The organism is Paraburkholderia lebeckiae (assembly GCF_050436325.1).
Taxonomy (GTDB): Bacteria; Pseudomonadota; Gammaproteobacteria; order Burkholderiales; family Burkholderiaceae; genus Paraburkholderia; species Paraburkholderia tuberum.
The window spans coordinates 3,960,949-3,986,936 of record NZ_JBNDLZ010000003.1 but is presented as its reverse complement, the minus strand read 5'-3'; the positions used below and the strand labels follow the sequence as shown (position 1 = coordinate 3,986,936).

Here is a 25,988-nt window from a genome sequence, read left to right as displayed (position 1 = left end):
GTCTCACTCCGTCTGCGGCTGCGTCAACTCTCGCGCCGTCGCCTGAGCACGGCGCTGCCCAGCCAGCATGCGCCGCGTCAATCCCTGCACGACGACCGACACCACCACCGCGCATGCAAACCCCGCCGCCACACCGTACTGCGGCAGCAGCATCGCCGTCACCGCGAAGAACGCCGCGAACGAGCCGCGCCCGACCACCATGCCGCGCATCAGCAGCGCCACGAAGTCCGCGCCATGCGCACGCTGCGCCGACACCGCGAGCACGATGCCGAGCAGCGGAAACACCGACACCACGCCACTCCACGCGGCGCCCATCGATGCCGAGGCAGCCGTCACCGCGAGCGTCAGCAATGCGCCCGCGAGCATCCGCACGGCCAGATCCGCGCGCCCGACGCGTGCCGCCGGCACATGGCCCGTCGCGCGCGGCAAGCAGCTCTGCGACACCGCGACGGCCGCGCACGCCGCCGCCAGCGCCCAGCCAAGCGAGCCGGGCATCCGCACGATCAGCAGTCCCGCGCCGAGCCAGCCGGCCATGCCCGCGACCAGTGCGAGCGGCCAGTCGAAGCGTCGGCAGCTCCATCCATAAGCAAGATTGAATGCCTCGGATGCGGCGATCGCCGCAACCGTCGCCTCCGACGCCTGCGCCGCGAACGCCGGCCCGCGCTCGACTGCGAGCAGCAGCATGATCGGTCCGGCGACGACCGGCAGTCCCGCGAGCCATCCCGCGACCGACGGCCCCCAGACGCGCGCGGCCGCCGTCAGCGCGGCGAGAAAGGCCGGCGCCAGCACGAGCTTCAGTGCGAGCAGCATGCTCAGGCCTCCAGCACGTGTTCGATGCGACGGTCCGGCACGAACCACCACGCGGCGGCGAGCGCGTACAGCACGGCCGACGCCCACGGCACGACGAACGCGAGCCCGATGCCGGTCAGGTAAATGACGACGGAGACCTTGCCCTTGAAGTCGTTGCCGAGCGCTTTGGCCAGCGTCGAGTCGTGTCCATGCTGCGAAATCAGCGCGCGCGTCAGGATGAAATACGCGATCGCCGCCATGAAGAGCACGATGCCGTACATCGCGGTCGGCCACGCGGCCAGATGGTTCGCGCCGACCCAGTGCGTGACGGCCGGCAACAGCGACAGCCAGAACAGCAGGTGCAGGTTCGCCCACAGCACCTTGCCGTTGACCTTCTGCACCGCATGGAACATGTGATGGTGATTGTTCCAGTAAATGCCGACGTACACGAAGCTCAGCACGTATGCGCAGAACACCGGCACGACCGGGCGCAGCGCCGCGAGATCGTGGCCTTCGGGCACCTTCAGCTCGAGCACCATGATCGTGATGATGATGGCGATTACGCCATCGCTGAAGGCTTCGACGCGTCCCTTGCCCATGCGAGTCCCGAAGATCAATGCGGTGGGGCGCACAGCCCGCCTTCGCCTTGCGCGCGGGCCGCGCCGCTGCCGATTATCGGTGATGGTGTGAGGATTTGTCGATGCGCGAGAGCGGGCCGCGCGGATGGCTCGATCCGCCGCGGCTCACGGGTAATGGACGGCGAGCCACACGCTCGGCTCGGTGTCGCTCGTCCATGCGACGCGGTGCCGGCAATGCGCTTCGATCAGCACGTGATCGCCGGGCTTCATCGGATGCGGCTGGGGGTCGCCGTCGAATTCGAGCACCGCCGCGCCGGTGAGCAGCACGACCCATTCGGCGCGCGGGCTGTCGTACCAGAAGCCGGGCGGACTCGCCTGCCCGGTCGAGACGATCCGCTCGATCGTCACGCCGCCACGCTCGACGAGCGCGTCGACCTGCTCCTCGGGCGTCGCCCCCAGCTGCGCGACGGCGTCGAACAGGTTGCCGCTGTTACGTGCGGGTTTGAGCGGGCTTGTCATCAGCGTGTCGCGCCAGCGTCAAGGCAGTTCATTGCATCGGCTTGAGCCCATCGAGCAGCGTCGGCACCAGTTCGCTGATGGTCGGATGCACGTGCATCGCGTATTGCAAAGTCGGATACGGCGCGCCTGCGGTCATGATGTCGACGAACGTATGGATCGCCTCGTCGCCCTCGATGCCGTGAATCGCCGCGCCGAGTATCTGTTTGCTGTTCGCATCGACGAGCGCCTTCATGAAGCCGTCGGTTTCGCCACGTTCGCGCGCGCGGCCCACGCGCGACATCGGCATCGTCGCGATCAGCGCGTCGCGGCCGCTGTTGCGCACCTCCTGCTCGGACATGCCGACGCGCGCGAGCGGCGGATCGACGAACACCGCATAGGTCATGATCCGCGTGTCGACGCTGCGCGCGCCGCCGTCGAGCAGGTTCGCCGCGACGATCTGGTAGTCGTCGTAGGACGTATGCGTGAACGCGCCGCGGCCGTTCACGTCGCCGATCGCCCACACGCCCGGCACGCTGGTGCGCAGCTGGCCGTCGACGATGATCGTGCCGTGCCGGTCGGTCTCGATGCCGGCGGCGCCGAGGCCGAGGTCGTCGGTATTCGGCCTGCGGCCGGTGGCAACCAGCAGGTGCGATGCCTCCATGGCCGGGATGTTCTGCTCGAAGCCGATGCACACGTCATTCGCGCGATGCGCATGCGGCTGGACGCGCGTCGGCTGCACGCCGAAATGAAACTCGACGCCCTCGCGCGCGAGCACCTTCTGCACCGACTCCGCGAAATCGGCATCCTCGCGGTTGAGCACGCGCTCGCCGCGCACCAGCACGCTGACGCGGCTCCCGAAGCGGCGAAACACCTGCGCGAATTCGAGCGCGATATAACTGCCGCCGACGATCACCAGATGATCCGGCAACGCGGTCAGTTCGAGCAGCGTCGAGTTCGTGTAGTACGGAATCCGCTGGATGCCTTCGAGCGGCGGCACGACGGCGCGCGTGCCGGTGTTGATGAAGATTTCGAACGCGCTGAGCTCGTCCAGCAGTTGACCGTCGTGCCCGCTGATCGCGAGCATGCGCGCGCCGGTGAAGCGCGCGTGGCCGTTGAACACCGTGATGTTTTCCGTGGCGCGCAGCCATTTTTCGACGCCGCTGCGCGACTCTCCGATGATCCGGTCCTTGCGCGCCTTCACGGCCGCCAGATCGACGCCGACCGAACCCACCTGCACGCCGAGGTCCGCCGCATGGCGCGCCACGTGCGCCGCTCGGGCGCTCGCCACATAGGATTTGGTCGGCGTGCAGCCGACGTTCACGCAAGTGCCGCCGAACTCCGCGCGTTCGATCACCGCGGTGCGGCGCCCGCTTTGAGCAAGGCGCACGGCGAGCGGCGAACCGCCTTGTCCTGTACCGATCACGACTGCGTCGAAGTGCTGTGCCATGGCAACTCTCCAGGGTCTGGATGCAGGTCGTAGCATCTTACGCTTCGCGCCACGGGCTGCCATGCCATGTCTGATTGCGCGGGCGCTTTGGCGACGGCCCGTCTTGCCAGGCGCCGCGCGCGAGGCGGCGCCAATCAGTCTGGATTACTGCAGATCCTCCACGCGACTCCTCAGGCGTGGCAATGAACCGCGCAAATCAACTCGCGCGAACGTTGCAATGCGGCCTGCGCGCCGCGTGCCGCGAACACCCAGCCGACCTGGCCGAGATTGAAGTCCTGCGACACCATCACCTGCATCAGCGCGACCATCGGCAGTACGACCGATGGCCGGTAAAGCTGGTTTCTGATCAACTCTGACATCACGACCCCCAAACGCGGGGCGCCGCTTCGGCACCACGCACCAATAACGTTTCGATGGGGGAATTTTAGGGAGCGCGTCGCCGCCGATAAATAGCGGCAACGCGAAGTCACTTGTTCGGCAATCTGAACAATCGCGTCAGGATGCCTTCGCCATGCCGATCAGCTGCGCGTCGTACAGCGTGCGCGCATACGCGCTCGCGCCGACCGGCCGGCTGTACAGGTAGCCCTGCTGCTTGTCGCAATCGATCGCGCGCAGGAACGCCGCCTGCTCGGCGGTCTCGACGCCCTCGGCGGTCACGTTCATGCCGAGCGAGTGCGCCATCGCGACGACCGCCTGCGTGATCGCGATCGAATCGCGATGATCGGGCAGCCCCGCGACGAACGAACGGTCGATCTTCAGGTTATGCAGCGGAAAGCGCTTCAGATACGACAGCGACGAATAACCGGTGCCGAAATCGTCCACCGAGATGCGCACGCCCATTGCGTTCAGCGCGCTCAGCATCGGCAGCACGGTATCGCTGTCGCTCATCAGCAATCGCTCGGTGATCTCGAGTTCGAGCGCGGCCGGTTCGAGCCCGGACTGCGCGAGACAACCTTCGATGCGCTCGAGCAGCCCGTCGTTGAACTGCCGCGGCGACAGATTGACCGCGACGATCAGATGCGGCGCGAGCGAGCGCCGCCACTGCGCGACCTGCTGGCAGGCGTGCTCGAGCACCCAGTCGCCGATCTCGACGATCAGCCCGGCATCCTCGGCGACCGGAATGAATTCGCCCGGCGACACGTTGCCCAGCTCGCTGTTGTACCAGCGCAGCAGCGCTTCCGCACCGATCGTGCGGCCGCTTTGGCTATCGACGATCGGCTGGTACACGAGGCTCAGCTCGTTGGCCGCAAGCGCGCGCCGCAGCGACTGTTCGATCGTGAAACGCCGCTGCAGATGCTGGTTCAGCTCGGCGGTGAAGAACTGGAAGTTGTTGCGGCCGCGCTGCTTCGCGTGATACATCGCCGAATCGGCGTTGCGCATCAGCGTCGCGACGTCCTGGCCGTCTTCGGGAAACAGGCTGATACCGATCGACGCGCCCAGGTAGTACTCGTTGCCCGCCACCGCGAACGGCACCGCGATCATGTCCAGAATGCGGTGCGCGAGGCCGATCAGCTCGCCGGTATTGCCGTACGCACTGGCGACGATCACGAACTCGTCGCCGCCGACGCGCGCCAGCGTGTCGCCGCACCCGACGCAGGCCGACAGCCGTTCGGCGACGCTGCACAGCAACGCGTCGCCAGCTTCGTGACCGGCGGTGTCGTTGACCTTCTTGAAGCCGTCGAGATCGACGAACAGCACGGCGACGCTGGTGAGCTCGCCGTCATGGTCGCCGCCGGCGCGCGGCGCGAACAGGTCGCGCATCCGCTCGGTCAGGTAGGCGCGGTTGTAGAGGCCGGTTAGCGAATCGCGCGTGGCGAGGTACTTCAGCTGGCGCTGCGCCTCGCGCACCGGCCCGATGTCGGAAAACGAAATCAGCACGGAGTCCGGCTCGCTGTCGCCGGGCCGCAGGATCGGCACGACGTTCTGCGTGATCCACACGACTTCGCCGCCGATCAGTTCGAGGCCGACCGTCACGCCGAGCATCGGCTTGCCGGTCGCAAAGACCTCCGAGACCGGACGGTTGACTTCGCCGATGACCGAGCCGTCCTCGCCGAACGCGCGTGTCATCACGGTCCGCATGCTGCTGCCGACGACCTCCGGTGTCACGTGCAGCATGCGCTGCGCACTCGGATTGCAGGCGAGCACGATGCCGGTGCGCGACTGCACGACGATGCCCTCGCTGAGATGATCGACGACCAGCCGGTGACGCTCCTCGCTATGCGCGAGGCGCTGCGCCATCGCGTCCTGATGGACCGCAAGGCCGACACTGCTGCCGATGTCGCGCAGCATCGCCTCTTCCTCGACTGTCGGACGGCGGGTGGCGCGGTAGTAGACGGCGAACGCGCCGAGCACGATGCCCGCGTCGTTTTCGAAGGGCACGGACCAGCATGCGCGCAAGCCGTGCGGCAACGCGACATCGCGGAAGTTTTCCCACAGCGGATCGGATTCGATGTCGTCGACGATCACCAGACGCCGCTCGAACATCGCCGTGCCGCACGAGCCGGCGCGCGGACCGATCGCCGCGCCCTCGATCGCGGCGCTGTATGCGGGCGGCAGCGACGGCGCGCCGCCGACGCGCACATGCACGCCATCCGGGTCGAGCAGCAGGATCGAGCAGCACGCGCCGTCGCCGAGCAGCGCCTCGGCGCGACGGCAGACTTCGTCGAGCAGCTCGGGCAGCGGCGTGTTGCGGGTGATCAGCCGCAACACGCTGCGCTCGGATGCGAGTACCTCTTCGGCCCGTTCCGGCCGATAGCGGGCGCCCTCCGGCGCGGCTGTCGTCGTGCCACGTGATGTTGCTTCGCAAATCATAGTTGCGCCCCCCAACCCAACATCGGCAAGTTAGTGTACGCGGCACACCGGGGTTTACGCTAAGCCCAGCGTGAAAATCTGCCATGCATCGCGTGCGGACGGCTCCGGTGTGGCGTGCCAGCATCGGTTGATGCCGGTACGACGGGCGACGGCAGTGCGGGCGCCGTCTGTTCGTGGCCTCGAGGCGCCGCAGCGGCTCGACGCTGGGCCGGCCGCGGCAGACTGCGACGGCCCATTTGGCTTGATGGTCTGCAGCGTGGCGGCGGCGTCAATCCTCAATGGTTGCCACCGCCTCCGGGAGGCCGTGTTCCGCCGCCACCTCCACCGCTTTGAGGACCGCCTTGGGGTCCGCCCTGATGGCCGCCTGGGGGGCGATTGCCGCCGCCCTGCTGGTCGCCACCCGGTGGCCGACCGCCTCCGCCGCCTTGCGGTCCGCCGCCCGGTGGCCGACCGCCCCCACCGCCTTGCTCCGCGCCGGGAGGACGCCCCCCGGCGTTGCCCGGCGGCGGGCCGCCCGGTGGGCGTCCGCCCGCGTTGCCTGGTGGTCGGGCGCCCTCGTGACCTGGAGGCCGTCCACCCGCATTGCCCGGCGGCGACCCGCCCGGCGGACGGCCACCCGCATTACCGGGAGGCGGTCCACCCGACGGACGGCCACCTGTACTACCCGGCGGCGTCCCGCCCGGCGGACGTCCGCCGACATGCCCCGGCGACGGCCGCCAGTTCGGCGGCGGATGCCCGGCGCCCGGTCGCGGCGGCGGGGGCGGCGCATGACGCGCCCAGCGGGACCGCTGGCCGTACCACGGCTGGCCGCGGTAGTAGTTGCCCCAGTAATCGTTGATCGAGAACGCGAGGATCGGCAGGCCGAGCGCGACGCCGTAGTTCAGCGGCATGTTGTAGCCCTGGTACGGCGAACTGAGCCGCGATGCATACACCCAGCCGCGCAGACTCGGCGCGGCGACGTCGCACCACTGGTAGTTGCTCAGGCACCCCATCACCGTCACCGGAACGCCGCCCGGCAGCTGCGCGACGATCGGGTAGTCGGCCGCAGGGCCCGCGCGCACGTTGGTCCCGCTGTTCGTATAGGCCTGTGACTGCGCGCTGGCCGCGCCGGGTAAAGTCAGAAGGCCCGCTGCCATGTAAAGACCGATCACGAGTCGTCGTTGCATTCGTTCTCCCTCTTTCGATGGCCGCCTTCGAACACGCCGGCCCAAGTGCCCCCACTTCCAATATCTAGACGTTGCGCCTACTTCATGACACGCGAAGGTGCGCGAGCGCCGACCTGAGCCGGCAGCCCGCGCGGCAACATCTGGTAACGACCCGCCCGAATTCCCGCGTTGTTCGGACGTCCACGAGGCGCGCGACCGGTCGATCATCGGCGGCATGATCAATCGATGCACCGCCCAGACCCTGATGACCCTCTTCCGCCCCCTCCTGATCGCCGGACTGCTGCTCGCGCATCCGTACGCCAACGCTGCGAGCTTCGATTGCCAGCGCGGCCGCTCGCCGGCCGAGCGCATGATTTGCGGCGACGCCGCGCTGTCGACGCTCGACGACACGTTGGGCCAACTCTACTGGAAAGCACGTCGGCGAGTCGCCCAACGCCGCGCGTTCATCGACGACAGCGACAGCAAGTGGGCCTGGCGCGAAGCGAACTGCCGCGACGCCGCGTGTCTGCGGACGTGGTACGCGACGCGTATCGACGAATTGCAGCGACTGCTGGCGAGCTTGCCGAGCGGCGCGCGGAACGCGGCGTCCGTGAATGTGGATGCGCACTCCGACCCGTCGACGCTGCAATGCACGGCCGCAAAGCCCGACCTTGCGGTGAACGAGCAGTGTGCGAGCGTGATCGGGCAGTCCAGCAAGCGGTGGAAGTATCAGCCGCGCGATGCCGACTGGTTCTGCGGCGTGGCCACTTTAGAGGCGGCGGACATGGCGCCATCGCAATCACAATCGCAGGTGCAGGCGAGCGTTGGGCAATGAGACGGCGGAACGCGCTGACAACGACAACAATCAACCCGTGCGCCGGATCAATTGCGCGCAGGTGGCAGTTGCGCCGGGAAGCTCAGTCGGCGGCCGACGGCTCGCCGCCCTGGCTCGTGCCGAACAGCTCCGCGCAAAGCTGCGCGCCGACTTCGCTCAGCGACGCGGCTCCGGTGCCATCGTCGTGGAGCATCGTATCGACGAGACCGCTTCCCGAGAGCGCCGTCAATTGCCGCCGCAAGCTGCTCATCGGCACGCCGGCCTGCTTCGACAGCTTCGCGAGCGACCACGCGCGCCGGGGTGTCTCGCGATGCGCGCGCCATAGCTGCGCGAGTATCGCGGCGAGTTGCGGGTCGATGTCGTCGTCGTCCATGTCGGTCTACCTGTCGTGATGTGTCGTTTTGCATCGCCCTAGCGCCTGTCACGCCATCGCCGTAGCCAGCTCACCGAGCGTCTTCAACGCCGCCTCGGCCTGCGCGGTCCACGGATAGCTGTAGTTGAGCCGGATGAAGTGCCGAAAATCGTTGCGCGTCGAAAACATCATCCCCGGCCCGACCGTTATCCCGCGTTCGAGCGCCGCCTGATAAAGCCGCATCGAATCGATCGCAACGGGCAACTCGACCCACAGCACGTAGCCGCCCTGCGGCGTCGACACGCGCGTGCCGACCGGGAAAAAGCGCAGCACCAGCGCGCTCATGATGCTCGCCTGCTGCCGGTACACGCGGCGCACATGCCGCAGATGGCGGTCGTAGCCATCCTGACGCAAATAATCGGCGACCGCGACCTGCGGCACCGACGGCGTCGTCAGCGTATTGAGGAATTTGAGCTTCTCGACCTGCGCGCGATAGCGCCCCGGCAGTGCCCAGCCGATCCGGTACGACGCCGTCAGGCTTTTCGAAAACGACGCACAGTGCAGCACGAGCCCTTGGGTGTCGAAGGTCTTCAGCGTCGACGGCCGCGTGTCGCCGAAATACAGCTCCTGGTAGACATCGTTCTCGATCGCCGGAATCTCGTGCGCGGCCAGCAGTTCGACCAGTTGCCGCTTGCGCTCGTCGGACATGCAGAAACCGAGCGGATTCTGGAAATTCGGCATAACCATGCACGCGGCGATCTTCTGCCGCGCGATCGCCTTCGCGAGCGCGTCGATGTCGATGCCGTCGACCGGATGCGTCGCCACCTCGATCGCGCGCATGCCGAGGCGCTCGATGGCGTGCAGCATCGCGTAGTAGGTCGGCGACTCGACCGCGACGGTGTCGCCCGGCTTGGCGACCGCCTGCAGGCTCAGGTTGATCGCCTCGGTCGCGCCGAGCGTGATCACGATTTCGCCCGGATCGACCGGCAGACCGTTTTCCGCATAGCGCCGCGCGATCTGCCGGATCAGCTCGGGGTTGCCCGGCGGCAGATCGTCGATCAGATTCCAGCTCGCGTGCCGCCGCGCGATCCCGTTGGCATACTGGTTGATGCGCCGCCACGGGAACAGCGACGGATCGGGATACGGCGAGCCGAACGGCACGGCGTCGTGCGCGCGGATGCTGCGTAGGGTCGACAGCACGAGCCGGCTCACGTCGACCGTCGCGGGCACTGGCGGCAGCGCGGACTTGCGGCCCGCGCGGGCCGCGGCGGGCGCCCGCGCGGCTGCGTCGCGCACGAAATAGCCCGACTGCGGCCGGCTCTCGACGATGCCGCGGCTCTCCAGCAGCGCATACGCGTGCAGCACCGTCTTGATGCTGACGCCGTGCTGCTGGCTCGCCTGACGCACCGACGCAATCCGCTCGCCGGCCGCGAACACGCCGCGGCGCACGGTTTCGGTGATTTCGTCGGCGAGTTTTTCGTAGAGCTTCATGCGATTCGGGTAGATTCGGGCGGCTTCAGGCATCGTCGCGCAACTGTACTCCTATTCTTTCCGGTTTTCTGTATCCGACGCGGTTTGTGGAACACAGTAGGCTCCTCGGCATTGGTCTGCAAAGCCTGTCGAATCTATCCACCGCCACGTCATGAAGAAGAACGAAACACAAGCCGAAGCCCGCATCGAGCCGTACAAGCACCCCGCCGCTGGCTGGGGCGCGCTGAAGTATGTCGCCATCAACCTGCTCAAGGAAAAGGTCGCGGGCGGCAACTACCGCACGCTGCTCAAGCAGAACCAGCCTGACGGCTTCGACTGCCCCGGCTGCGCGTGGCCGGATCGCGAGCACGCGTCGACATTCGAGTTCTGCGAAAACGGCGTGAAGGCCGTGGCCGCTGAGGCGACCGGCAAGCGCGTGACGCCCGCGTTCTTCGAGCGGCACAGCGTCACGGAGCTGATGACGCAATCCGACTTCGAACTCGAGCAGCACGGCCGTCTGACCGATCCGCTCGTCTACGACGCCGCGCGCGACCGCTATATGCCGATCGGCTGGGACGACGCGTTCGCGCTGATCGCGAGCCATCTGAAGCGTCTCGACGATCCTGACCGCGCCGCGTTCTATACCTCGGGCCGCGCGAGCAACGAAGCCGCGTTCCTGTACCAGCTGTTCGTGCGCATGTACGGCACCAACAATTTTCCCGATTGCTCGAACATGTGCCACGAGGCGACGAGCCGTGGCCTGCCGCACACGGTCGGCATCGGCAAGGGCACGGTCACGCTCGATGACTTCGAACACGCGGATACGCTGCTGATCTTCGGCCAGAATCCGGCCACCAACCATCCGCGCATGCTCGGCGAGCTGCGCGAATGCGCGAAGCGTGGCGCCACGATTGTGTCGATCAATCCGCTGAAGGAGCGCGGCCTCGAACGCTTCGCGAGCCCGCAGCATCCGGTCGAAATGCTGACGATGGGCAGCACGAAAATCAGCTCGGTGTTCATCCGTCCGAAGGTCGGCGGCGATTTCGCGCTGATCAAGGGCGTCGCCAAACGCGTGCTCGAACTGGATGACGAAGCGCTCGTGTCGGGCCTCGAGCGCGTGCTCGACGTCGGCTTCATCGCCCAGCACACAGTCGGCTTCGCTGCCTTCGCCGACGATCTGCGCGCCGAGTGCTGGGACACGATCGTCGCCGAGGCAGGCGTGCCGCTCGATCAGGTGCTGAAGCTCGCCGATATCTACGTGAAGGGCCGCGCGGTGATTTCGACCTGGGGCATGGGTCTCACGCAGCACAAGAACTCGGTCGCGACGGTACAGCTGCTGTCGAATCTGATGATGATGCGCGGCAATATCGGCCGGCGCGGCGCGGGGCTGTGCCCGGTGCGCGGCCACTCGAACGTGCAGGGCGACCGCACGGTCGGTATCGAGGAAAAGCCTACTGAAGCGTTTCTCGACAAGCTCGGCGCAGCCTACGACTTCGCGCCGCCGCGCGAGCACGGACTCGACGTCGTCAACACGATTCAGGCGATGCTCGACGGCAAGGTGAAGGTGTTCATCGGGCTGGGCGGCAATTTCTCGATCGCGACGCCGGACACGCCGCGCACGTGGGACGCGATGCGCGCATGCGATCTGACCGTGCACGTGACGACGAAGCTCAATCGCAGCCATCTCGTGCATGGCCGCGACGCGCTGATCCTGCCGACGCTCGGACGCACCGAGATCGATCTACAGAACGGCGTGGCGCAAGGCGTCAGCGTCGAGGATTCGATGAGCATGGTGCACATCTCGTATGGGATGAACAAGCCGGCGTCGGCCAATCTGCTTTCCGAAGTGGCGATCGTCGCGCGCATGGCGCATGCGACTTTGGGCAGCGGCAAGCTGGACTGGCTCGCCCATGCGGCCGACTACGCGCTGATTCGCGACGGCATCGCGAAGGTGATCGACGGTTTCGACGACTACAACGAGCGTCTGAAGAAGCCGGGCGGCTTCCATCTCGGCGTCGCATCGCGCGATCGCATCTGGAAAACGCCGAGCGGCAAGGCGCAGTTCATCGCGCACGCGATCGCGCTCGACACGCCGATTCATCAGGCGAAGAAGCAACATGGCGAACGCCTGATGACGCTGATGACCACCCGCTCACATGATCAGTACAACACGACGATTTACGGTCTCGACGATCGCTATCGCGGTGTGTACGGACAGCGGCGCGTGCTGTTCGCCAACAAGGACGATCTCGCGATGCTCGGGTTCGCGGCTGGTCAGCGCGTCGATATTACGAGCGTGTGGGCCGATGGCATCGAGCGACGCGTGGACGGTTTTCTGCTCGTCGAGTACGACATTCCGCGCGGCTGTCTCGGCGCTTATTATCCGGAGACGAATCCGCTGGTGCCGCTCTCCTCGGTCGCGGATGGCGCGGGTACGCCGACGTCGAAGTCGATTCCGGTGTTGTTGACCGCGTCGATGGTGGAGGACGCCGCGGAACTGGCGGCTTGAAGTCAGCTCCGTTTGTCGCGCCGGCCGCGCGGCGTACCTCACACGGTCTTTTTCGCCAGATCGCGATGCGTCAGATACAGACGTAGATCGAATTCGATCTGGTGATAACCCGGCTGCATGAACTCGCACAGACGATAGAACGCTTTGTTGTGATCGCTCTCCTTCAGATGAGCGAGTTCGTGCACCACGATCATCTTCAGAAACTCCGGCGCCGCGGCCTTGAATAACGACGCGATGCGGATTTCCTTCTTCGCTTTCAGCTTGCTGCCCTGCACCCTCGAAATGCTCGTGTGCAGGCCGAGCGCGTGACGCATCACGTCGAGTTTGCTGTCGTAAGTGACCTTGTCGATCTGCTCGGCGTTGCGCAGGTGTTCGCGTTTGAGTTCCGCGCAGTACTCGTAGAGCGCGCGGTCGGTTTGCACCTCGTGCGTGCTCGGGTACTTCTGCGCGACGTAGGAGCCGAGCTGATCGGCGGCGATCAGGTTTCTCACCTTGTCTTGCAGAGGTGCGGGGTAGCCGGTAAGGTATTTGAGGAGGGACATGAAGGCGGAGTGAGGTTGGCGGGGGTGATGTTACGCATGGTCCGGCCTGGCGACAAGTTTGATTCTCTCCGGACGACTTAAGGCGCGTAGGCGTCACCGTGCATGCTTGACGTCGAGCGGCGCAGTTCCGCAAGATCTGAGTCTTTGAGCGAGCACATTTCGAATTGCTGAATTTCGTCGTTGTATGAGATGACGAATGATTGTGGGGCGACCATGCTTAGTATCATCGGCACTGGTTACTCCATACGTATCCGTGGCCTATGCCCGAAAGCCTGGCGCTTGCCTGGCTTTCCATCGCGAACGGGTTTGGTCTGCATGATCCTGGCGATATTTATATCCCGGTAATGGTAGTTACCGAACTGATCGTTACAGTTCTTGCCTATATGGGATCGTGAGACTATGGCGCAAATATCGGAGGAGAAGTAAGCGCATAGATTGATGGCGCGACGTAGGCTACGCATGTCGTGCCCGAACTTGATGTGTTCGCGCTTCCATCGTGGCGCGGATGCCTGATCCAGGGAATCGGCTCGCTCGCACGCGGGCCGCTCATTTATGTGGAACCGTCCACGCCCGTAATCCAATCAGGGCGCCGGCTTTGTGCTCACACTCGAGGCGGCGCAATCGCGCCGGCTGAATCCTTGTGAACTCTAGTGGTGCCGGGACCGGCAGGCTACAACCATTGAGCAATTCATCGCGGTAGTCGATTCCTACATCCGCTGGTATAACGAAAAGCGGATCAAAATCTCACCGGGCTCCCTTAGTCCCCGCGAATACCGGGAGAGCCTCGGACTTGCAGCATAAACGAGTCCAAGATTTCTGCCGCACCGATAGCCGCACGAGCGGTAACTTTTCGACAGGCTGTTGAACGTGATGGTTAGCACGTCTTCCGACAGCGCGGCCATTGCCGTGTGCTTCTTGCTGTCGTAGACGATCTTGTCGTAGACCTCATCGGCAAAGATCACAAGGCCGTGCTGACGCGCGATTTCGATCAGGCCGAGCAGCAGTTCGTCCGAATACAGCGCGCCGGTCGGATTGTTCGGGTTGGTGACGACGAGCGCACGCGTGTTCGGCGTGATTTTCTCGCGGATGTCATCGAGGTCGGGCATCCAGCTATTCGATTCGTCGCAGATGTAGTGCACTGGCGTGCCGCCCGCGAGGCTCACGCCGGCCGTCCACAGCGGATAGTCGGGCGCCGGTAGCAGCACTTCGTCGCCATCGTTCAGTAGCCCTGCAGCGCCATCACGATCAGCTCGGACGCGCCGTTGCCGATGTAGATGTCGCCCAGCTCGACCCACGCACGCCTTTTTGCAGGGCGTAGTGCATGATCGCCTTGCGCGCGGCGAATACGCCCTTCGAGTCTGAGTAGCCGGACGAGCTGGGCAAGTTCAGGATCATGTCCTGGATGATCTCGTCCGGGGCATCAAAGCCAAACGGCGCGAGATTGCCGATGTTCAGCTTGATGATGCGGTGGCCTTCTTCTTCGAGCCGCTTCGCATGCTCGAGGACAGGCCCGCGGATGTCATAGCAGACTTCATCTTGGACAAATAGTTGAGCAAGTCAGCAACGTGCAGCATAGAGGCACAAACGACAGCGCCTTACCCATGCTCGTTTAGGGAATCGTCATAGCGCCGTCGCAGTTATGACCTTGGTTGCACCTTTCGCTATGTCATTGATCCGGTCTTGAGCATCGGCAATACGTTGATCTGCGTAGTCGTAGTCATTGGATTCGCCTCTTGCTCGTTCAACCGGCCGCAATCATGCGTACCGTAGCGCCACGATCAACAACGATGCGCGAATCATTCCAAGCGCCGCAGCGTGTCGTGCCGGGTCAGGCGCGCTCCAGCGCAGCGAGCTTCTTCCGACCACGGCATGCAGACCCGGAAAGAGGCGGGCTTCCAAGCGGGAATCTTCCAGTTTCCTCCATGCTCACCCGTGCATGGCATTACCGGAAGTCACCAGATCCAACGAGATAATCACCGCTCCCGGAACGCTTCACGAGCCTTGAAAATCGGCTTCAGAATGTAGTCAAGAATGGTTTTCTCACCGGTACGGATGTCGACCGTCGCGACCATCCCGGGCAGAATCGGTAAGCTTTTTCCGCCCGCATGCAACTCACTGGAGTCTGTCAGCACAAGCACGCGGTAATACGTCGCATCGGGCCGACCCGCGGCAGCCTTCTGGTCGTCCTTGAGCGTGTCGGGGCTGATGTGCTGAACCGTGCCTTTCAAGCCTCCATAAATTCCGTAGTCGTAAGCCGTAATCTTCACGGTGGACGGTTGATTAGGATGCAGGAATGCGACGTCCGAAGGCTTGATGCGTGCCTCGACGAGCAATTGATCTTCCAGCGGGACAATTTCCATGATGTGCTCGCCCGGCTGGATGACCCCGCCAATCGTATTGAAGCGTATATTCTTCACCGTGCCGTACACCGGTGCAATCACAGTCGTACGCTGTAGAACATCCGCACGACCCACTACGGTTTCGCTGGTTTGCGCCAGTTCCAGTTCCAGCTTCGTGAGTTCCGAGTTTGCGTCGGCCTGAAATCTGTTGCGACGCTCGACGATCTGTGAGCGCAGCTCGTTTGCCTGCCGGCGCATGCGGAGCAGTTCGACTTCAGAAACAAGACCTTTGGCCGCCAGCGGCTCGGCCAGGCCAATTTCCTTGTTCGACAGCGAGTAGCTCTTTTCCAACGCGGCCACGCTATCGTTCAGTGCACGACGTCGCGCGTTGTAAGCAAGCGTCTCCTGCTTCACGACCGTAGGCACGGCTTTCACGTCGTCAGGAAACGTCAGCGGCTGCTCGTACGCCTCGGCACGCAAACGCGCAATCGTCGCCTTCAGTCCTACTGACTTGGACCACGCTTCGCGATAGCTCGTCTCGGCTCGCGTCGGATCGATCTTTGCCAGCACTTGTCCCTTCTTGACAACGTCGCCTTCACGTACATCCAGTTGTTCGAGAATGCCGCCCTCAAGACTCTGGATGACCTGTTCGCGGCTCTTCGAAATGATGGTCCCCTCGCCGTGCGTTATCTCCTCCACGCGCGCAAAGTACGCCCAGGTCAGCCCGCCGGCCAGGACCGTGAGAATGACGTAAAGCATGATCATTGAGCCCGGCGTCGACTGCGTCAGCAGCGATTCCCGGATGTCGCTCATGAAAGCAGCGTCGCCTTTGGCGAGCTTAGCCTTTTTCTTGCCTCGTTTGAAAATATTGAAGTTCATTGCGATTGCTCCTTGTTCGGTGCGCCTGCCTGCGTACTACCCGCTTGCGCAGCGGCTGCCGGTACCGTCTTTTTGGCGCTCATGATCCTGATCTTCGTGGCAACGGCCTGAGGCGCCACGGGCGTATTTGTTGCGGCCGCGACGCCGGGCGAGGTGTCCGGTCGCGCGCGCTTCGGCGTTTCATCCACCGCTGCCGGTTCGCTCTTGCCTGACAGCATCGCGAGGATCTTGTCCTTCGGACCATCGGCCACGACCTTGCCTTCTTCGACTACGACAATCCGGTCAACCAGGGCCAGCAAGGATGGGCGATGGGTCACCACAACGATCGCCTGCCCCGCAGTTGCACGCGCGAGATGTTCAAGGAAGAGCGCCTCGGTTTGGGCGTCCATTGCGCTCGTCGGCTCATCGAGCAACAGGAGCTCCGGCCGGGCAAGGAGGCTGCGGGCCAGCGACACCAGCTGACGCTGGCCACCGGAGATGCCCGCACCACCTTCTCCGATTGGGAGGTTGATACCCTGTGGGTGGCGGCTAGCGACATGATCAAGCCCTGTCAAACGTATCACGCGTAGAAACTCGTCGGCGCTCGCTTCAGGCCGTCCGATCATCACGTTTTCGCGCAGACTGCCGTGAAAAAGACGCGCGTCCTGGCCCACGTACCCCACAGCTTTGCGCCAGTCGGCGAGGTCAATCTGCTCAACGTCCAGACCGTCCGTGAACATCTGCCCTCCGACCGGCGAGTAAAGACGCGCCATCACACGCAGAAGGGTCGATTTACCGCTCCCAATGCGGCCCAGGATAGCAACCCGCTCGCCGGACTGGATGCTCAAATTGACGTCCTTCAGAACCGGCGGATTCGGTTGCATCTCCTGTGTGGGATACGAGAAGCAGACGTCCTTCAGGGTGATTTGCCCCGAGAGCGAAGGCTTCGGCAGATATGTGCGCGATGAATCGCGATCGACAGGCATCGCCATCAAACTATTCAACGAATGTAGCGCGGCCTTCGCCTGCTGGAAGCGCAAGGCGAGTCCCATCACCTGGCTCAGCGGCGCAGTAATCCGGCCGGCCAGCATCACCGTACCGATCAACGCGCCTTGCGTGAGCTCGCCTGCGTCGATCAGGTAGACGCCGAACACGATCAGCACCACGGTCTGCAACTGCTGCAACAAGGTAATGAAGCTCGTCGCCTTGCTGGAAATCTGACGCGACTTCATCGAAGAAGATGCCGCCATCGCGCTGAAAGACTCCCAGCGCTTTTGCATATGCCCTTCGCCACCCACCGCCTTGAGTGTTTCCAGACCTTCAACCGATTCGATCAGCACGCCCTGCTTGAGCGACGCTTCCTTGAGGTTCCCTTTCATGATCCGCGCGAGCGGCCATTGCACCAACAGACTCACACCGATGATCAACGGGATCATCAGCAACGGCACCCAGCCGAGCGAACCGCCGACCGCGAATACCACGCCTACAAAGACGAGCACGAATGGCAGATCGGAAATTGCAGAGAGCGTGGCAGAGGTTGCGAAGTCGCGCACCGACTCGAACTCGCGCAACTGGTTGGCGAATGACCCTGCCGACGACGGTTTGTGCTCCATGCGGATGGAGAGCGCCTGGCGGAACAAAAGCGTGCCCATGACCAGGTCGGCTTTCTTGCCGGCGACGTCGAGTAAATGGCTACGTACATGGCGCGAAATCGCTTCGAACAGCATGGCAATTCCAACCCCGATCGCGAGCGACCAGAGGGTGACGTAGGCCTGGTTCGGGACCACGCGGTCATACACGTTCATCGTAAAAAAGACGCTGGCAAGGCCGAGCACATTGATCAGCAATGCACCGAGCGCAGCACTCGCGTAGTAGCGTCGGTAACGCCATAGCGTGCCCAGCAACCAGTGGCCGGCCGGTTCGACGCTATCCCCTTCGCGCAGTTCGACTTTGGCCGTCGGCTTGACCAGAATGGCGTAGCCCGAATAGATTTCGTCCATTTCCTCTTGGGTGTACTCCACGGGCTCGGAACCAATTTCCGGCACCATCACCTGATATAGAACGCGGCTTTTGGCCTCCTTGTCCGGATTCGCACGCCGACCCAGCAGCACGCAGCCACCCGTGCGGCGATGCAGCAAAATGACCGGCAGCACGTGCTCCGGCAGCAGTTGCAGAAGACGCTGCACCAGGCCCGCCGTGAGGCCCGCGTTTGAGAGGGAGTCGAGCGCCAGTGACGGCGAAAGCATGCCGCTCTTCGGCAGCCCCGCGGTGAGCGCCTGCGCCGTCTTGCCGCAACCGTAGCGCTCGCAGATCCACATCACGGAACCGAGGAGGCCGTCCTCGTTAGTGAGGGGCGCGGCAGCCTGTACGTCAGGAAAATCGTTTCGAGTCATGATCGTAACCGGTTAGATTGAAGTATGTGGTGCGACACCTGAACCGCAATCCAGACTCAGAAAACAATGAAGCAATGCTCGTCGTTTAAAGGATCGATTCGGCTAATTCGGGTGACCTGATGAACGAAACACGAGATTTCGTACTGGCTCCAATTGTCCGGATATCGGTGACCCCGCGAAATCAGACAGCCGCGACAACATAGTGAGACTGGTACGAATTTTTAGTTCGCAGTCTTTCACAAGCACTTCCGCGCGCGATTGTCTGACCAGATAGGGCCGCCAGCATCAATGGTGGCCAACCCACTATTCGCCTGTTAATCTTGTCTCGTTGTAATGCAAGGCATTTGTGCCTGGAGATAAAGGACGCCCCAAATGGAGAATGCCGCCATCCAGGTCATGTTTGCCGACGATCACCCTGCGATCGTTGCCGGACTGATTTACATGCTTGAAGAACACCGTACCATCACGACAGTGGGCACCTGCACAAACTCGACCGAGCTGATTGCGGAACTCGGCACGCAGCCATGCGATGTACTGGTGTGCGATTACTCCATGCCGGGCGGCAATTACGGTGACGGCATTACGCTGTTTTCATTTTTGCGGCGCCGATACCCGGCCATGCGCATTGTCGTGCTGACGATGATCGACAACCCAGGTATCATCCGCTCGCTGCTCAAGCTCGGCATTCAGTGCATTCTGAGCAAGGCCGACCCGATGGAACATCTGGTCGCCGCGATTCACGGCGCATATGCGGACGCACGTTATTTCTCTCCAACCATTTCAAAGATTGTCTGGCAACTCAACGTGGATACGCCTGCCTCCGGCAGTCGAGCGCTTACTGCACGCGAATCCGAAGTGGTCCGGCTCTTCGTGTCGGGACGGTCGGTCAACGAAATCGCAGCGCAACTCAAGCGCAGTAAACAAACCATCAGTTCGCAGAAAGCCAGCGCAATGCGCAAGCTAGGCGTGGGAAACGACATCGAGCTGATTAAGTGTTCGATTGACACGGCGCCTACCCTCGTACCGGAAGATGGTGCCCATGATGCGTCCGATCCGACGCAGCCACGCGACGGCAAACCCTGACGACGAGATGAGAGCGACGACGAGGGCCTTTAAGTGCATACGCGACCGAGGGTCGCATCGCAACAAAAAACACTAAAAGCGCAAAAGCGATGAGTTTGGACGCGTGTGATGCGAAGACTGATCCGGTCAGATATCCGGCTGCGACCCATCGGTCGCGACACCAAGCCCAGCTTCGTATGCAAAGTGAAACAGGTCGGCGTCCCGTTCAATCCCGAGCTTTCGCATCGCGCTGGTCTTTTGGGCACTGATTGTCTGCTTAGTGCGATGTAGTCGGTCGGCGATTTCATTCACAGACAGACCTGACACGAACAGCCGGATGACTTCCGTTTCGCGCGTGCTCAGCGTTTGGGTGCGTTCGTTCCGACCAGGAGAGGAATCCGGAATAGCGTCTTTCAGGCTTCGCGAGGTAGAAAGAAAGTAGGTGGCGCCCGCATAGACAGCGTGAATCGCGGAGATCAAATGGCTCGTGTCATGAGCTTTACTTAACACCGAATGCACGCCACGCTTTGACATTTCACGCGTAATGGCAGGGTTTTCGATAGTCGTGAAGACTACGATCTTGAGCGCCGGGTAGGTTCGTCGCAAGAATGCCAGCAACGTCAAGCCGTCCCCGTACTCTCCACCGGGCATCGCGAAATCGGTAATGAGGACATCGCAAGGGGCGCTGTTCAGCACCTTGATGAGTTCGCCGGAGTCTCCTGCCGTGCCTGTAATTTCCAGCGTAGGTACAGCGGAAAGTTCGTGCTTGATACCGGAAAGGAGTGCCGGATGATCGTCGGCCAGCACGACACGGATTTTCATTTTGCTCATGCAAAGCTCCGCGGAAATGGGATGAACCGGGCCGCGACGGCAAGCTCAATGTACCCGAATCTGACTTATCCGAGAATATCCTCTGGAAAACTGGAAAGCAAAAAAAGTGGGGCAAATTCGACTGACTGGAGAATTTATGGCTTTCCCTCGTATGTGTCGGATTTCCGAGGGCTGGCCACCTGGAACCGAGAGCCGGGCCATTGTCGACGTTGTCAGGTAGCTGAGGTCGTCGCGAAGAGGGCCAGATGAAGAAATCAAAATCGCCGCTTCACGGTCACCGTTTGTCCGCTGGCGTCATCAGCACGGCGTGCGTTGGTATTTTCTCCTTCAGTTGAGCTTGCACGTCATCGAGGAGTTGCTCCTCGAGCGCAGCGTGGTCGTGACGTACCAGGCGATCCGAGGCTGGTGCGACAGATTCCGTACAGGCTTTGATACCGCTTGAAAGCGGCCCGACGGGGGTGTCCGGAATTTTGTGTAAACGGGTTGAGGTCTAACCCGGCACCAGCCGCTCTTCGAACTGGATCGTGAAGCGGTTCAGTGCAGCCTTCCAGCCGCGGATCGGCATCGTCCACTCCTTGCTGATGTTGTTCAGGGCCAGGTAAAACAGCTTGGTGACGGCCTCATCGGTCGGGAACGAACTGCGGGTCTTGATCACCTTGCGCAGGCTCATGTTGATCGATTCTATGGCATTCGTAACCGGCATGATATGAACCGGTGCCCCAGCGCGTCCCCGCCGTGAAGTTTCAGGCGTATCGTACGACCATCCGGGACAGGGGCACCGGGGGAGCACTTCGGGTGGGCAGGCCGTTCGTACACGATGAGCCGCGAGCTCGTGTTAGTAGTTGGCCGCCCCTGCGACCCGCCCGGTTGCGCTGTGAGCGCGAATCCATAGTTGTCGTGCTGTCCCACCGGCTCCGTGTGTGTTTCCATGGGAGAACGGCTATGCGCATTGTTGGTCTGGACGTGTCGCGATCGGTCGCCGAGATCGCGTATCTGGAAGATGGCGTACTGCGTGCCGGCGGTCGTGCCGGACTACGCCGGGATGAACTCGAGAGATTTGCTGCTCGGCCTAGACCTGACGATCACGTTGTGCTCGAAGCGACTGGCAATACTGCGGCGATCGTCAACGTGCTTCGGGCACATGTCGGTCAGGTCATCGTTGCTAACCCTCTGCAGGTCAGGCTGATTGCCGAAGCACGGGTCAAGACCGACAAGATCGACGCGGCAATCCTGGCCCAGCTATACGCTAGCGGCTTTCTGCCTCAGGCGTGGATGCCTGATGAGACTACGCAGGCGATGCGACGGCAGGTGTCACGACGAGCGCAGATCGTACCGCAACGCACCCGCCTGAAGAACGAAGTGCATGCAGTGCTCGCCGCGCATCTGATTGAGCGCTGCCCCGCTACGGATCTGTTTGGCAGGAAGGGGCGCGCCTGTCTGGCCGATCAGCCTCTGCCGACCGATGAGCGATTGGGCGTCGAGCAACGGCTACGTGAGTTGGACCGTCTTGGTGACCTTAAGCAGATTGAGCAGGCCCTCGCGCAGTCCGTGCTGGACGACGAGCGACTGCGCAAATTGCTGACGATCACCGGCGTAAATGCCATCGTGGCAATTGGTCTGCTGTCCGCAATTGGTGACATCGCCCGATTCCCCACCGCGGAGAAGTTGGTCAGCTATTTCGGACTCAACCCCTGCGTCTATCAGACTGGTGCGCAACCCGCCAGGCACGGCCGTATCAGCAAGCGGGGACGCTCCTATGCGCGTGCAATGCTCGTTGAAGCCGCATGGTCGGCGGCTCAGTCAGCCGGACCGCTACGCGCCTTCTTCCTGCGCATCTGGGATCGGCGCGGCCAGCAGATTGCCGCTGTCGCGACAGCACGCAAGATCGCCGTTATGGTGTGGTACGTCCTCACACGCAATGAGGCCTTCGCGTGGGACCGGCCGGCGCTCACCGCGCGCAAGACCCGCTCACTCGAACTGCAGGCCGGCATGCCTGCGCGCCGCGGCGGCCCGAAAGGCAGTGCAGCAGCCTACAATCTGAAGAGCGTGCGTGACCAAGAACGGGCGATGGCCGAGCAGGCCGAGCGGGCGTATCACCGGCTGTTCTCCCGCTGGAAACAGGCTCGGCCTGGCAACAAGGCCGCCTCAACGCAATGGCCGCCGAGGCAGACGTCATGAAGCTCAAAAATTTCGATCTTGAGGCTTGTCAATTTCATCCGTGGTGTAAATCACCTTCCTGATCTCCGGCGGGTAATCGAAGAACGGAATCACACGTGCCCAGTTGCGTCGCCAGCTCTGCCCGATGGACGGATAATCCCGGTCCCACCTGGCCTCGAAGGCGCCCAGCATCTGTTCGGCCAGTTCGACGGTCGGTGAAGTGTAAATCGTCTTCAGGTCGGCGGCGACTTCCCGCTGCATTTTCCACGGTACGAAGTTCAGGCTGTTGCGCACCATGTGCACGATGCACAGTTGCACGGCCGCTTTTGGGTAGACCGCTTCAATGGCTTCAGGAGAGCCTTTAAGCCCGTCGACGCAGGCGATAAAGATGTCCTGCACGCCGCGCGTCTTGAGCTCTGTGACCACCTGCAGCCAGAACTTGGCCCCCTCGGTCTGGGCGATCCACAGTCCAAGGACTTCCTTGTGGCCGGCCATGTTCACGCCGATGGCCAGGTAGACCGCCTTGGTCCGCACCGCGCCGCTGTCGCGCACTTTGACGTGGATGCAGTCGAGATAGACTATCGGATAGAGCGCGTCGAGCGCACGGGCCTGCCAGACTTTCACCTCATCACTGACGGCGTCAGTGACCGCCGAGATCAGCGTCGGCGAGACCTCCGTGCCATACATTTCTTCCACGTGCTCCTGGATCTCGCGCACGCTCAGGCCACGCGCATACAGCGAAATGATCTTGTCGTCGAAGCCCGTCCAGCGCGTCTGATGGCGCTCCACCAGCTTCGGCTCGAACGCCCCCTGACGGTCGCGCGGGATGTTGAGCGGCAACTTGCCAAACTCCCCCTGCAACGTCTTGGTCGCTATGACCATTACGGGTGTTGCCCGTGGCGTTGGTCACCGCTTCGCTCTTGCCATGGCCCAGGTGCTCGGACATCTCCGTCTCTAACGCACCCTCCACCAGCATCTTGGTCAGCTGCTTGAGCAGCTCTCTCTTTTATTGCGTTTCGCTACGGTCATCTATGCTCCTGTTGCTGGCAGTCTCCTGCCAAATGACCATTTACACACAACTTTTTACACCCTCCGGCCCACGCGAGACAGATAGCACCCGGCATATCGATGCGATGTTTTTGACGCTGCGCACCGAGCCTTCCCTGCTTGACGAACATGACGCCGGGCCCCGAACAGTCATCAACCCACGCGTAAACGTGAGCGCCGCATGCGAGGCTTATTTGACAAACCGCCTCAGCATGCGCTGGTACTGGATCGTCACGTTGATAACCCATCCTGCGGACGTCCTTTCAGCAGAATCAGATTTCTCAACCGACCTGAGGACACTCAGTTTCTGATACCTCCGCAAGAATTCACGCAGTGTTTTCGTGTCGGTTCAGAACATCGGTGCGCAAACGGGCGTCAAGAATCTCAATCATTTTCTGCGCCACCTGAACACCATCCTTCGATATCGTTATTTCCAGCCGGGCGCATTGATCTGCCAGGGCGTCATGCCCAAACACCGCTAACGCGCCTCGCAGCGAATGTAACTCAGCCAGCAACCGGGTTGCATCCCCGTCATTGGGTGCCGCACGGATCACCCTCAGCAATGCCTCACACGACTTCCGGAACGTTTCACGCGTCTGTTCCGGGACGGCTCGCCCCCCAGCATGCCGTCGCGCCTGGGCTCGCTTCCATCCGCTGCTATCACCACGCGTGGCACGCCAGTCACTTCCGACAGAACCGCCGACAACTCATCCAGTTGTAGCGGCTTGGTCACTACGCGTGACATGCCGGTTGCCTCGCACCACGTTCGCACCTCCAGCGGTACGCTCGCCGTGGCCGCCACAATCGGCATCTCCGGCCAGTGCACCTGTGCTTCGCGTGCCAGCGCGTAGCCGTCCAGTTCCGGCATCGACAGATCCGTCAGCAGCACATCAAAGCGTTCCCGCGATAGCCAGTTCAGTGCGTGCTGCCCATCTTCTGCCGCCCGCGTCTCGCAGCCCAGCATCCTCAACTGCTCCTCGAACAGTTGACGGTTCACCGCGTTGTCCTCCGCGATCAGCACTTTCAACCGGCGCGACGACAGCACCTGCTGCGTCTAATCGCACACATCGAGCGCCTCGCCTTGCAAGGTGTACCGCAACGCCGCCACAAGCCCCTTCAGGCTGTAGCTCGAGACCCTGACTACCTGCTCTACCGCTACCGGATATGCCGGACCTTCCGTACTACTGTCGATCACCCACGACGACTCCGCTAACAAACCGCTTTCATCATCCGCGTGCCAGGTGTCACGCTCGCCGCAGAGGATCAGCGCGTCCGCCTCGTTCAACATCGCCGGGTGAAGTTGTGCCGGATGCCGGTATGCCTGCACCTGCAGTCCCCACGCCTCCAGCGCTGCCACTGCATACGTGTGCCAGGCGTCCGCCGCAGCTACGAACAGTATCCGCTCTCCCGCGAAACGCGGCATGTCCGACTCGCCTTCGCTCTCGCCCAGCGGCACCCGCGCCGTAAAGCAGCTGCCCTGACCTGGCTCGCTGCGCACGGCGATCGTACCGCCCATCGCATCGATCAGCCGCGCGCACAACGCGAGGCCGAGACCCGTGCCGCCAAAGCGACGGTTGATCGTTGCATCCGTCTGGCTGAACGCCTGGAACAGAAGCGCCTGCTGTTCCGACGACATCCCGATCCCGCTGTCTTCCACCTCGATCGTCAACATCGCGTCCTGATCGTCCACGCCCGCCTCCACCGACAACCGCAGCGTCACCTCCCCATACGCCGTAAACTTGATGGCATTCGCCAGCAGGTTGTTCATCACCTGGCCAAGCCGAGTCGGATCACCCTGCATCGGCAGCACCGGCGACGTTCCGAACACGCCCGACAGCCTCACGCCCTTTGCGCGCACCAGCGGTCCGAACATCAACAGCGCCCGAGACGCCACCTCCTGCGCGTCGAATGCGATCCGCTCCAGTCTCATCTCGCCGGCCTCGCTCCTCGAGAAGTCCAGCACATCACTGACGACCTCAAGCAGTCCGTCCGCCGAGGTCCGGATCGTCGTCAGACGGTCGCGCTGCAACGCATCCAGTTGCGAGCGCGACAGCAGTTCCAGATTTCCCATGATTGCATTCAGCGGCGTGCGGATCTCATGGCTCATCGCCGCAAGGAACGCCGATTTCCCCGCGTTGGCGGAGTCGGCCGCCTGCTTCGCGTCACGTAGCTGCCGCTCCAGACGCTTTCCCGCCGTGATGTCCGTGAACGCCGTCACAAGCACGTCCTGTCCCTGGTAGCGCGCCGGCACGACGCTCACCGAGAGGTCCATCGCCCCGCCCTCGCGCGTAGGGAGCGTCAGTTCCTCGTGCAGCATGCCGTTCG

At 62.9% G+C, this 25,988-nt stretch carries 22 protein-coding genes and 5 pseudogenes; 8 read left to right on the top strand and 19 right to left on the bottom strand.

From position 1 onward, the window contains the following. Positions 1 to 3: 3 nt before the first annotated feature. The 7 genes from OKW44_RS36395 to OKW44_RS36365 form a co-directional block, all read right to left on the bottom strand. On the bottom strand, positions 4 to 810 hold the full coding sequence (locus OKW44_RS36395; protein ID WP_018417472.1) for a hypothetical protein: 807 nt from the start codon (positions 808 to 810) through the stop codon (positions 4 to 6). A 2-nt stretch (positions 811 to 812) separates the two neighbouring features. After that, positions 813 to 1,388, bottom strand: coding sequence for a TMEM175 family protein (locus OKW44_RS36390; RefSeq protein WP_018417471.1), 576 nt, complete (start codon positions 1,386 to 1,388; stop codon positions 813 to 815). Between the two features lie 144 nt (positions 1,389 to 1,532). Next, positions 1,533 to 1,886 (bottom strand): cupin domain-containing protein, encoded by a 354-nt coding sequence (locus OKW44_RS36385; RefSeq protein WP_018417470.1) that lies wholly within the window; start codon positions 1,884 to 1,886, stop codon positions 1,533 to 1,535. Between the two features lie 28 nt (positions 1,887 to 1,914). Then, a complete protein-coding gene (locus tag OKW44_RS36380; RefSeq protein WP_018417469.1) occupies positions 1,915 to 3,312 on the bottom strand; it encodes an FAD-containing oxidoreductase in 1,398 nt (465 codons plus the stop codon). 170 nt (positions 3,313 to 3,482) lie between these two features. Next, positions 3,483 to 3,671 carry a hypothetical protein gene (locus OKW44_RS36375; RefSeq protein WP_008922008.1) on the bottom strand — a complete coding sequence of 63 codons (189 nt, stop codon included), beginning with the start codon at positions 3,669 to 3,671 and terminating at the stop codon, positions 3,483 to 3,485. A gap of 136 nt (positions 3,672 to 3,807) precedes the next feature. Then, on the bottom strand, positions 3,808 to 6,123 hold the full coding sequence (locus tag OKW44_RS36370; protein ID WP_018417468.1) for a putative bifunctional diguanylate cyclase/phosphodiesterase: 2,316 nt from the start codon (positions 6,121 to 6,123) through the stop codon (positions 3,808 to 3,810). Between the two features lie 275 nt (positions 6,124 to 6,398). After that, positions 6,399 to 7,289, bottom strand: a complete 891-nt coding sequence (locus OKW44_RS36365; RefSeq protein ID WP_084753951.1) for an SH3 domain-containing protein — start codon at positions 7,287 to 7,289, stop codon at positions 6,399 to 6,401. 244 nt (positions 7,290 to 7,533) lie between these two features. Here OKW44_RS36365 and OKW44_RS36360 point away from each other — a divergent pair, with 244 nt between their 5' ends. Beyond that, on the top strand, positions 7,534 to 8,103 hold the full coding sequence (locus OKW44_RS36360; RefSeq protein ID WP_026225284.1) for a lysozyme inhibitor LprI family protein: 570 nt from the start codon (positions 7,534 to 7,536) through the stop codon (positions 8,101 to 8,103). Between the two features lie 82 nt (positions 8,104 to 8,185). On the opposite strand, the gene OKW44_RS36355 is transcribed toward OKW44_RS36360, so the two are convergent. Both OKW44_RS36355 and OKW44_RS36350 read right to left on the bottom strand, forming a co-directional pair. Beyond that, a complete protein-coding gene (locus tag OKW44_RS36355) occupies positions 8,186 to 8,476 on the bottom strand; it encodes a helix-turn-helix domain-containing protein (RefSeq protein ID WP_018417465.1) in 291 nt (96 codons plus the stop codon). A 48-nt stretch (positions 8,477 to 8,524) separates the two neighbouring features. Beyond that, entirely contained in the window at positions 8,525 to 9,946 is a 1,422-nt protein-coding gene (locus OKW44_RS36350) for an aminotransferase-like domain-containing protein (protein ID WP_018417464.1), read from the bottom strand. Between the two features lie 151 nt (positions 9,947 to 10,097). Between OKW44_RS36350 and OKW44_RS36345 the strand changes: the two genes are divergently transcribed. Next, a complete protein-coding gene (locus tag OKW44_RS36345) occupies positions 10,098 to 12,434 on the top strand; it encodes an FdhF/YdeP family oxidoreductase (protein ID WP_018417463.1) in 2,337 nt (778 codons plus the stop codon). Positions 12,435 to 12,472: 38 nt separating this feature from the next. Here the strand turns inward: OKW44_RS36345 and OKW44_RS36340 are convergent, their stop codons facing one another. Continuing rightward, positions 12,473 to 12,976 carry a M48 metallopeptidase family protein gene (locus OKW44_RS36340; RefSeq protein ID WP_018417462.1) on the bottom strand — a complete coding sequence of 168 codons (504 nt, stop codon included), beginning with the start codon at positions 12,974 to 12,976 and terminating at the stop codon, positions 12,473 to 12,475. A 260-nt stretch (positions 12,977 to 13,236) separates the two neighbouring features. On the opposite strand from OKW44_RS36340, the gene OKW44_RS36335 reads away from it, so the two are divergent. Next, entirely contained in the window at positions 13,237 to 13,371 is a 135-nt protein-coding gene (locus OKW44_RS36335; protein WP_275426059.1) for a hypothetical protein, read from the top strand. 262 nt (positions 13,372 to 13,633) lie between these two features. Next, positions 13,634 to 13,777 (top strand): annotated as a pseudogene (locus OKW44_RS36330) (IS3 family transposase); the annotation flags it as partial. 17 nt (positions 13,778 to 13,794) lie between these two features. Here the strand turns inward: OKW44_RS36330 and OKW44_RS36325 are convergent. The 3 genes and pseudogenes from OKW44_RS36325 to OKW44_RS36315 form a co-directional block, all read right to left on the bottom strand. Next, positions 13,795 to 14,494: pseudogene (locus OKW44_RS36325) on the bottom strand (aminotransferase class I/II-fold pyridoxal phosphate-dependent enzyme); the annotation flags it as partial. Between the two features lie 455 nt (positions 14,495 to 14,949). Beyond that, complete coding sequence (locus tag OKW44_RS36320) at positions 14,950 to 16,194, bottom strand: HlyD family type I secretion periplasmic adaptor subunit (RefSeq protein ID WP_018417460.1); 1,245 nt, start codon at positions 16,192 to 16,194, stop codon at positions 14,950 to 14,952. Further along, positions 16,191 to 18,566 carry a type I secretion system permease/ATPase gene (locus tag OKW44_RS36315; protein ID WP_035470053.1) on the bottom strand — a complete coding sequence of 792 codons (2,376 nt, stop codon included), beginning with the start codon at positions 18,564 to 18,566 and terminating at the stop codon, positions 16,191 to 16,193. The genes OKW44_RS36320 and OKW44_RS36315 overlap by 4 nt, the downstream gene beginning before the upstream one ends. 372 nt (positions 18,567 to 18,938) lie before the next feature. Between OKW44_RS36315 and OKW44_RS36310 the strand changes: the two genes are divergently transcribed. Next, on the top strand, positions 18,939 to 19,649 hold the full coding sequence (locus tag OKW44_RS36310) for a response regulator (protein ID WP_018417458.1): 711 nt from the start codon (positions 18,939 to 18,941) through the stop codon (positions 19,647 to 19,649). Positions 19,650 to 19,775: 126 nt separating this feature from the next. On the opposite strand, the gene OKW44_RS36305 is transcribed toward OKW44_RS36310, so the two are convergent. Next, positions 19,776 to 20,459 (bottom strand): response regulator, encoded by a 684-nt coding sequence (locus OKW44_RS36305; protein ID WP_018417457.1) that lies wholly within the window; start codon positions 20,457 to 20,459, stop codon positions 19,776 to 19,778. Between the two features lie 245 nt (positions 20,460 to 20,704). Between OKW44_RS36305 and OKW44_RS36300 the strand changes: the two are divergent. Beyond that, positions 20,705 to 20,889: pseudogene (locus OKW44_RS36300) on the top strand (IS6 family transposase); the annotation flags it as partial. 60 nt (positions 20,890 to 20,949) lie between these two features. Here the strand turns inward: OKW44_RS36300 and OKW44_RS36295 are convergent. Further along, positions 20,950 to 21,165: pseudogene (locus OKW44_RS36295) on the bottom strand (transposase); the annotation flags it as partial. A 251-nt stretch (positions 21,166 to 21,416) separates the two neighbouring features. Between OKW44_RS36295 and OKW44_RS36290 the strand changes: the two are divergent. Beyond that, positions 21,417 to 22,637, top strand: coding sequence for an IS110 family RNA-guided transposase (locus tag OKW44_RS36290; RefSeq protein ID WP_239499004.1), 1,221 nt, complete (start codon positions 21,417 to 21,419; stop codon positions 22,635 to 22,637). A 27-nt stretch (positions 22,638 to 22,664) separates the two neighbouring features. On the opposite strand, the pseudogene OKW44_RS36285 reads toward OKW44_RS36290, so the two are convergent. Further along, positions 22,665 to 23,613, bottom strand: a pseudogene (locus tag OKW44_RS36285) (IS256 family transposase); the annotation flags it as partial. A gap of 64 nt (positions 23,614 to 23,677) precedes the next feature. Here OKW44_RS36285 and OKW44_RS36280 point away from each other — a divergent pair. Next, complete coding sequence (locus OKW44_RS36280) at positions 23,678 to 23,974, top strand: hypothetical protein (protein WP_162633872.1); 297 nt, start codon at positions 23,678 to 23,680, stop codon at positions 23,972 to 23,974. Positions 23,975 to 23,989: 15 nt separating this feature from the next. On the opposite strand, the gene OKW44_RS36275 is transcribed toward OKW44_RS36280, so the two are convergent. The 3 genes from OKW44_RS36275 to OKW44_RS36265 are packed head-to-tail and all read right to left on the bottom strand — an operon-like array spanning position 23,990 to position 25,980. Beyond that, positions 23,990 to 24,217, bottom strand: coding sequence for an Hpt domain-containing protein (locus OKW44_RS36275; protein WP_429412532.1), 228 nt, complete (start codon positions 24,215 to 24,217; stop codon positions 23,990 to 23,992). Between the two features lie 2 nt (positions 24,218 to 24,219). Beyond that, positions 24,220 to 24,684, bottom strand: a complete 465-nt coding sequence (locus tag OKW44_RS36270; protein WP_239499003.1) for a response regulator — start codon at positions 24,682 to 24,684, stop codon at positions 24,220 to 24,222. A gap of 33 nt (positions 24,685 to 24,717) precedes the next feature. Further along, positions 24,718 to 25,980: a sensor histidine kinase gene (locus tag OKW44_RS36265; protein ID WP_018417449.1), complete on the bottom strand. Its 1,263-nt coding sequence runs from the start codon at positions 25,978 to 25,980 to the stop codon at positions 24,718 to 24,720. Positions 25,981 to 25,988: the final 8 nt, after the last annotated feature.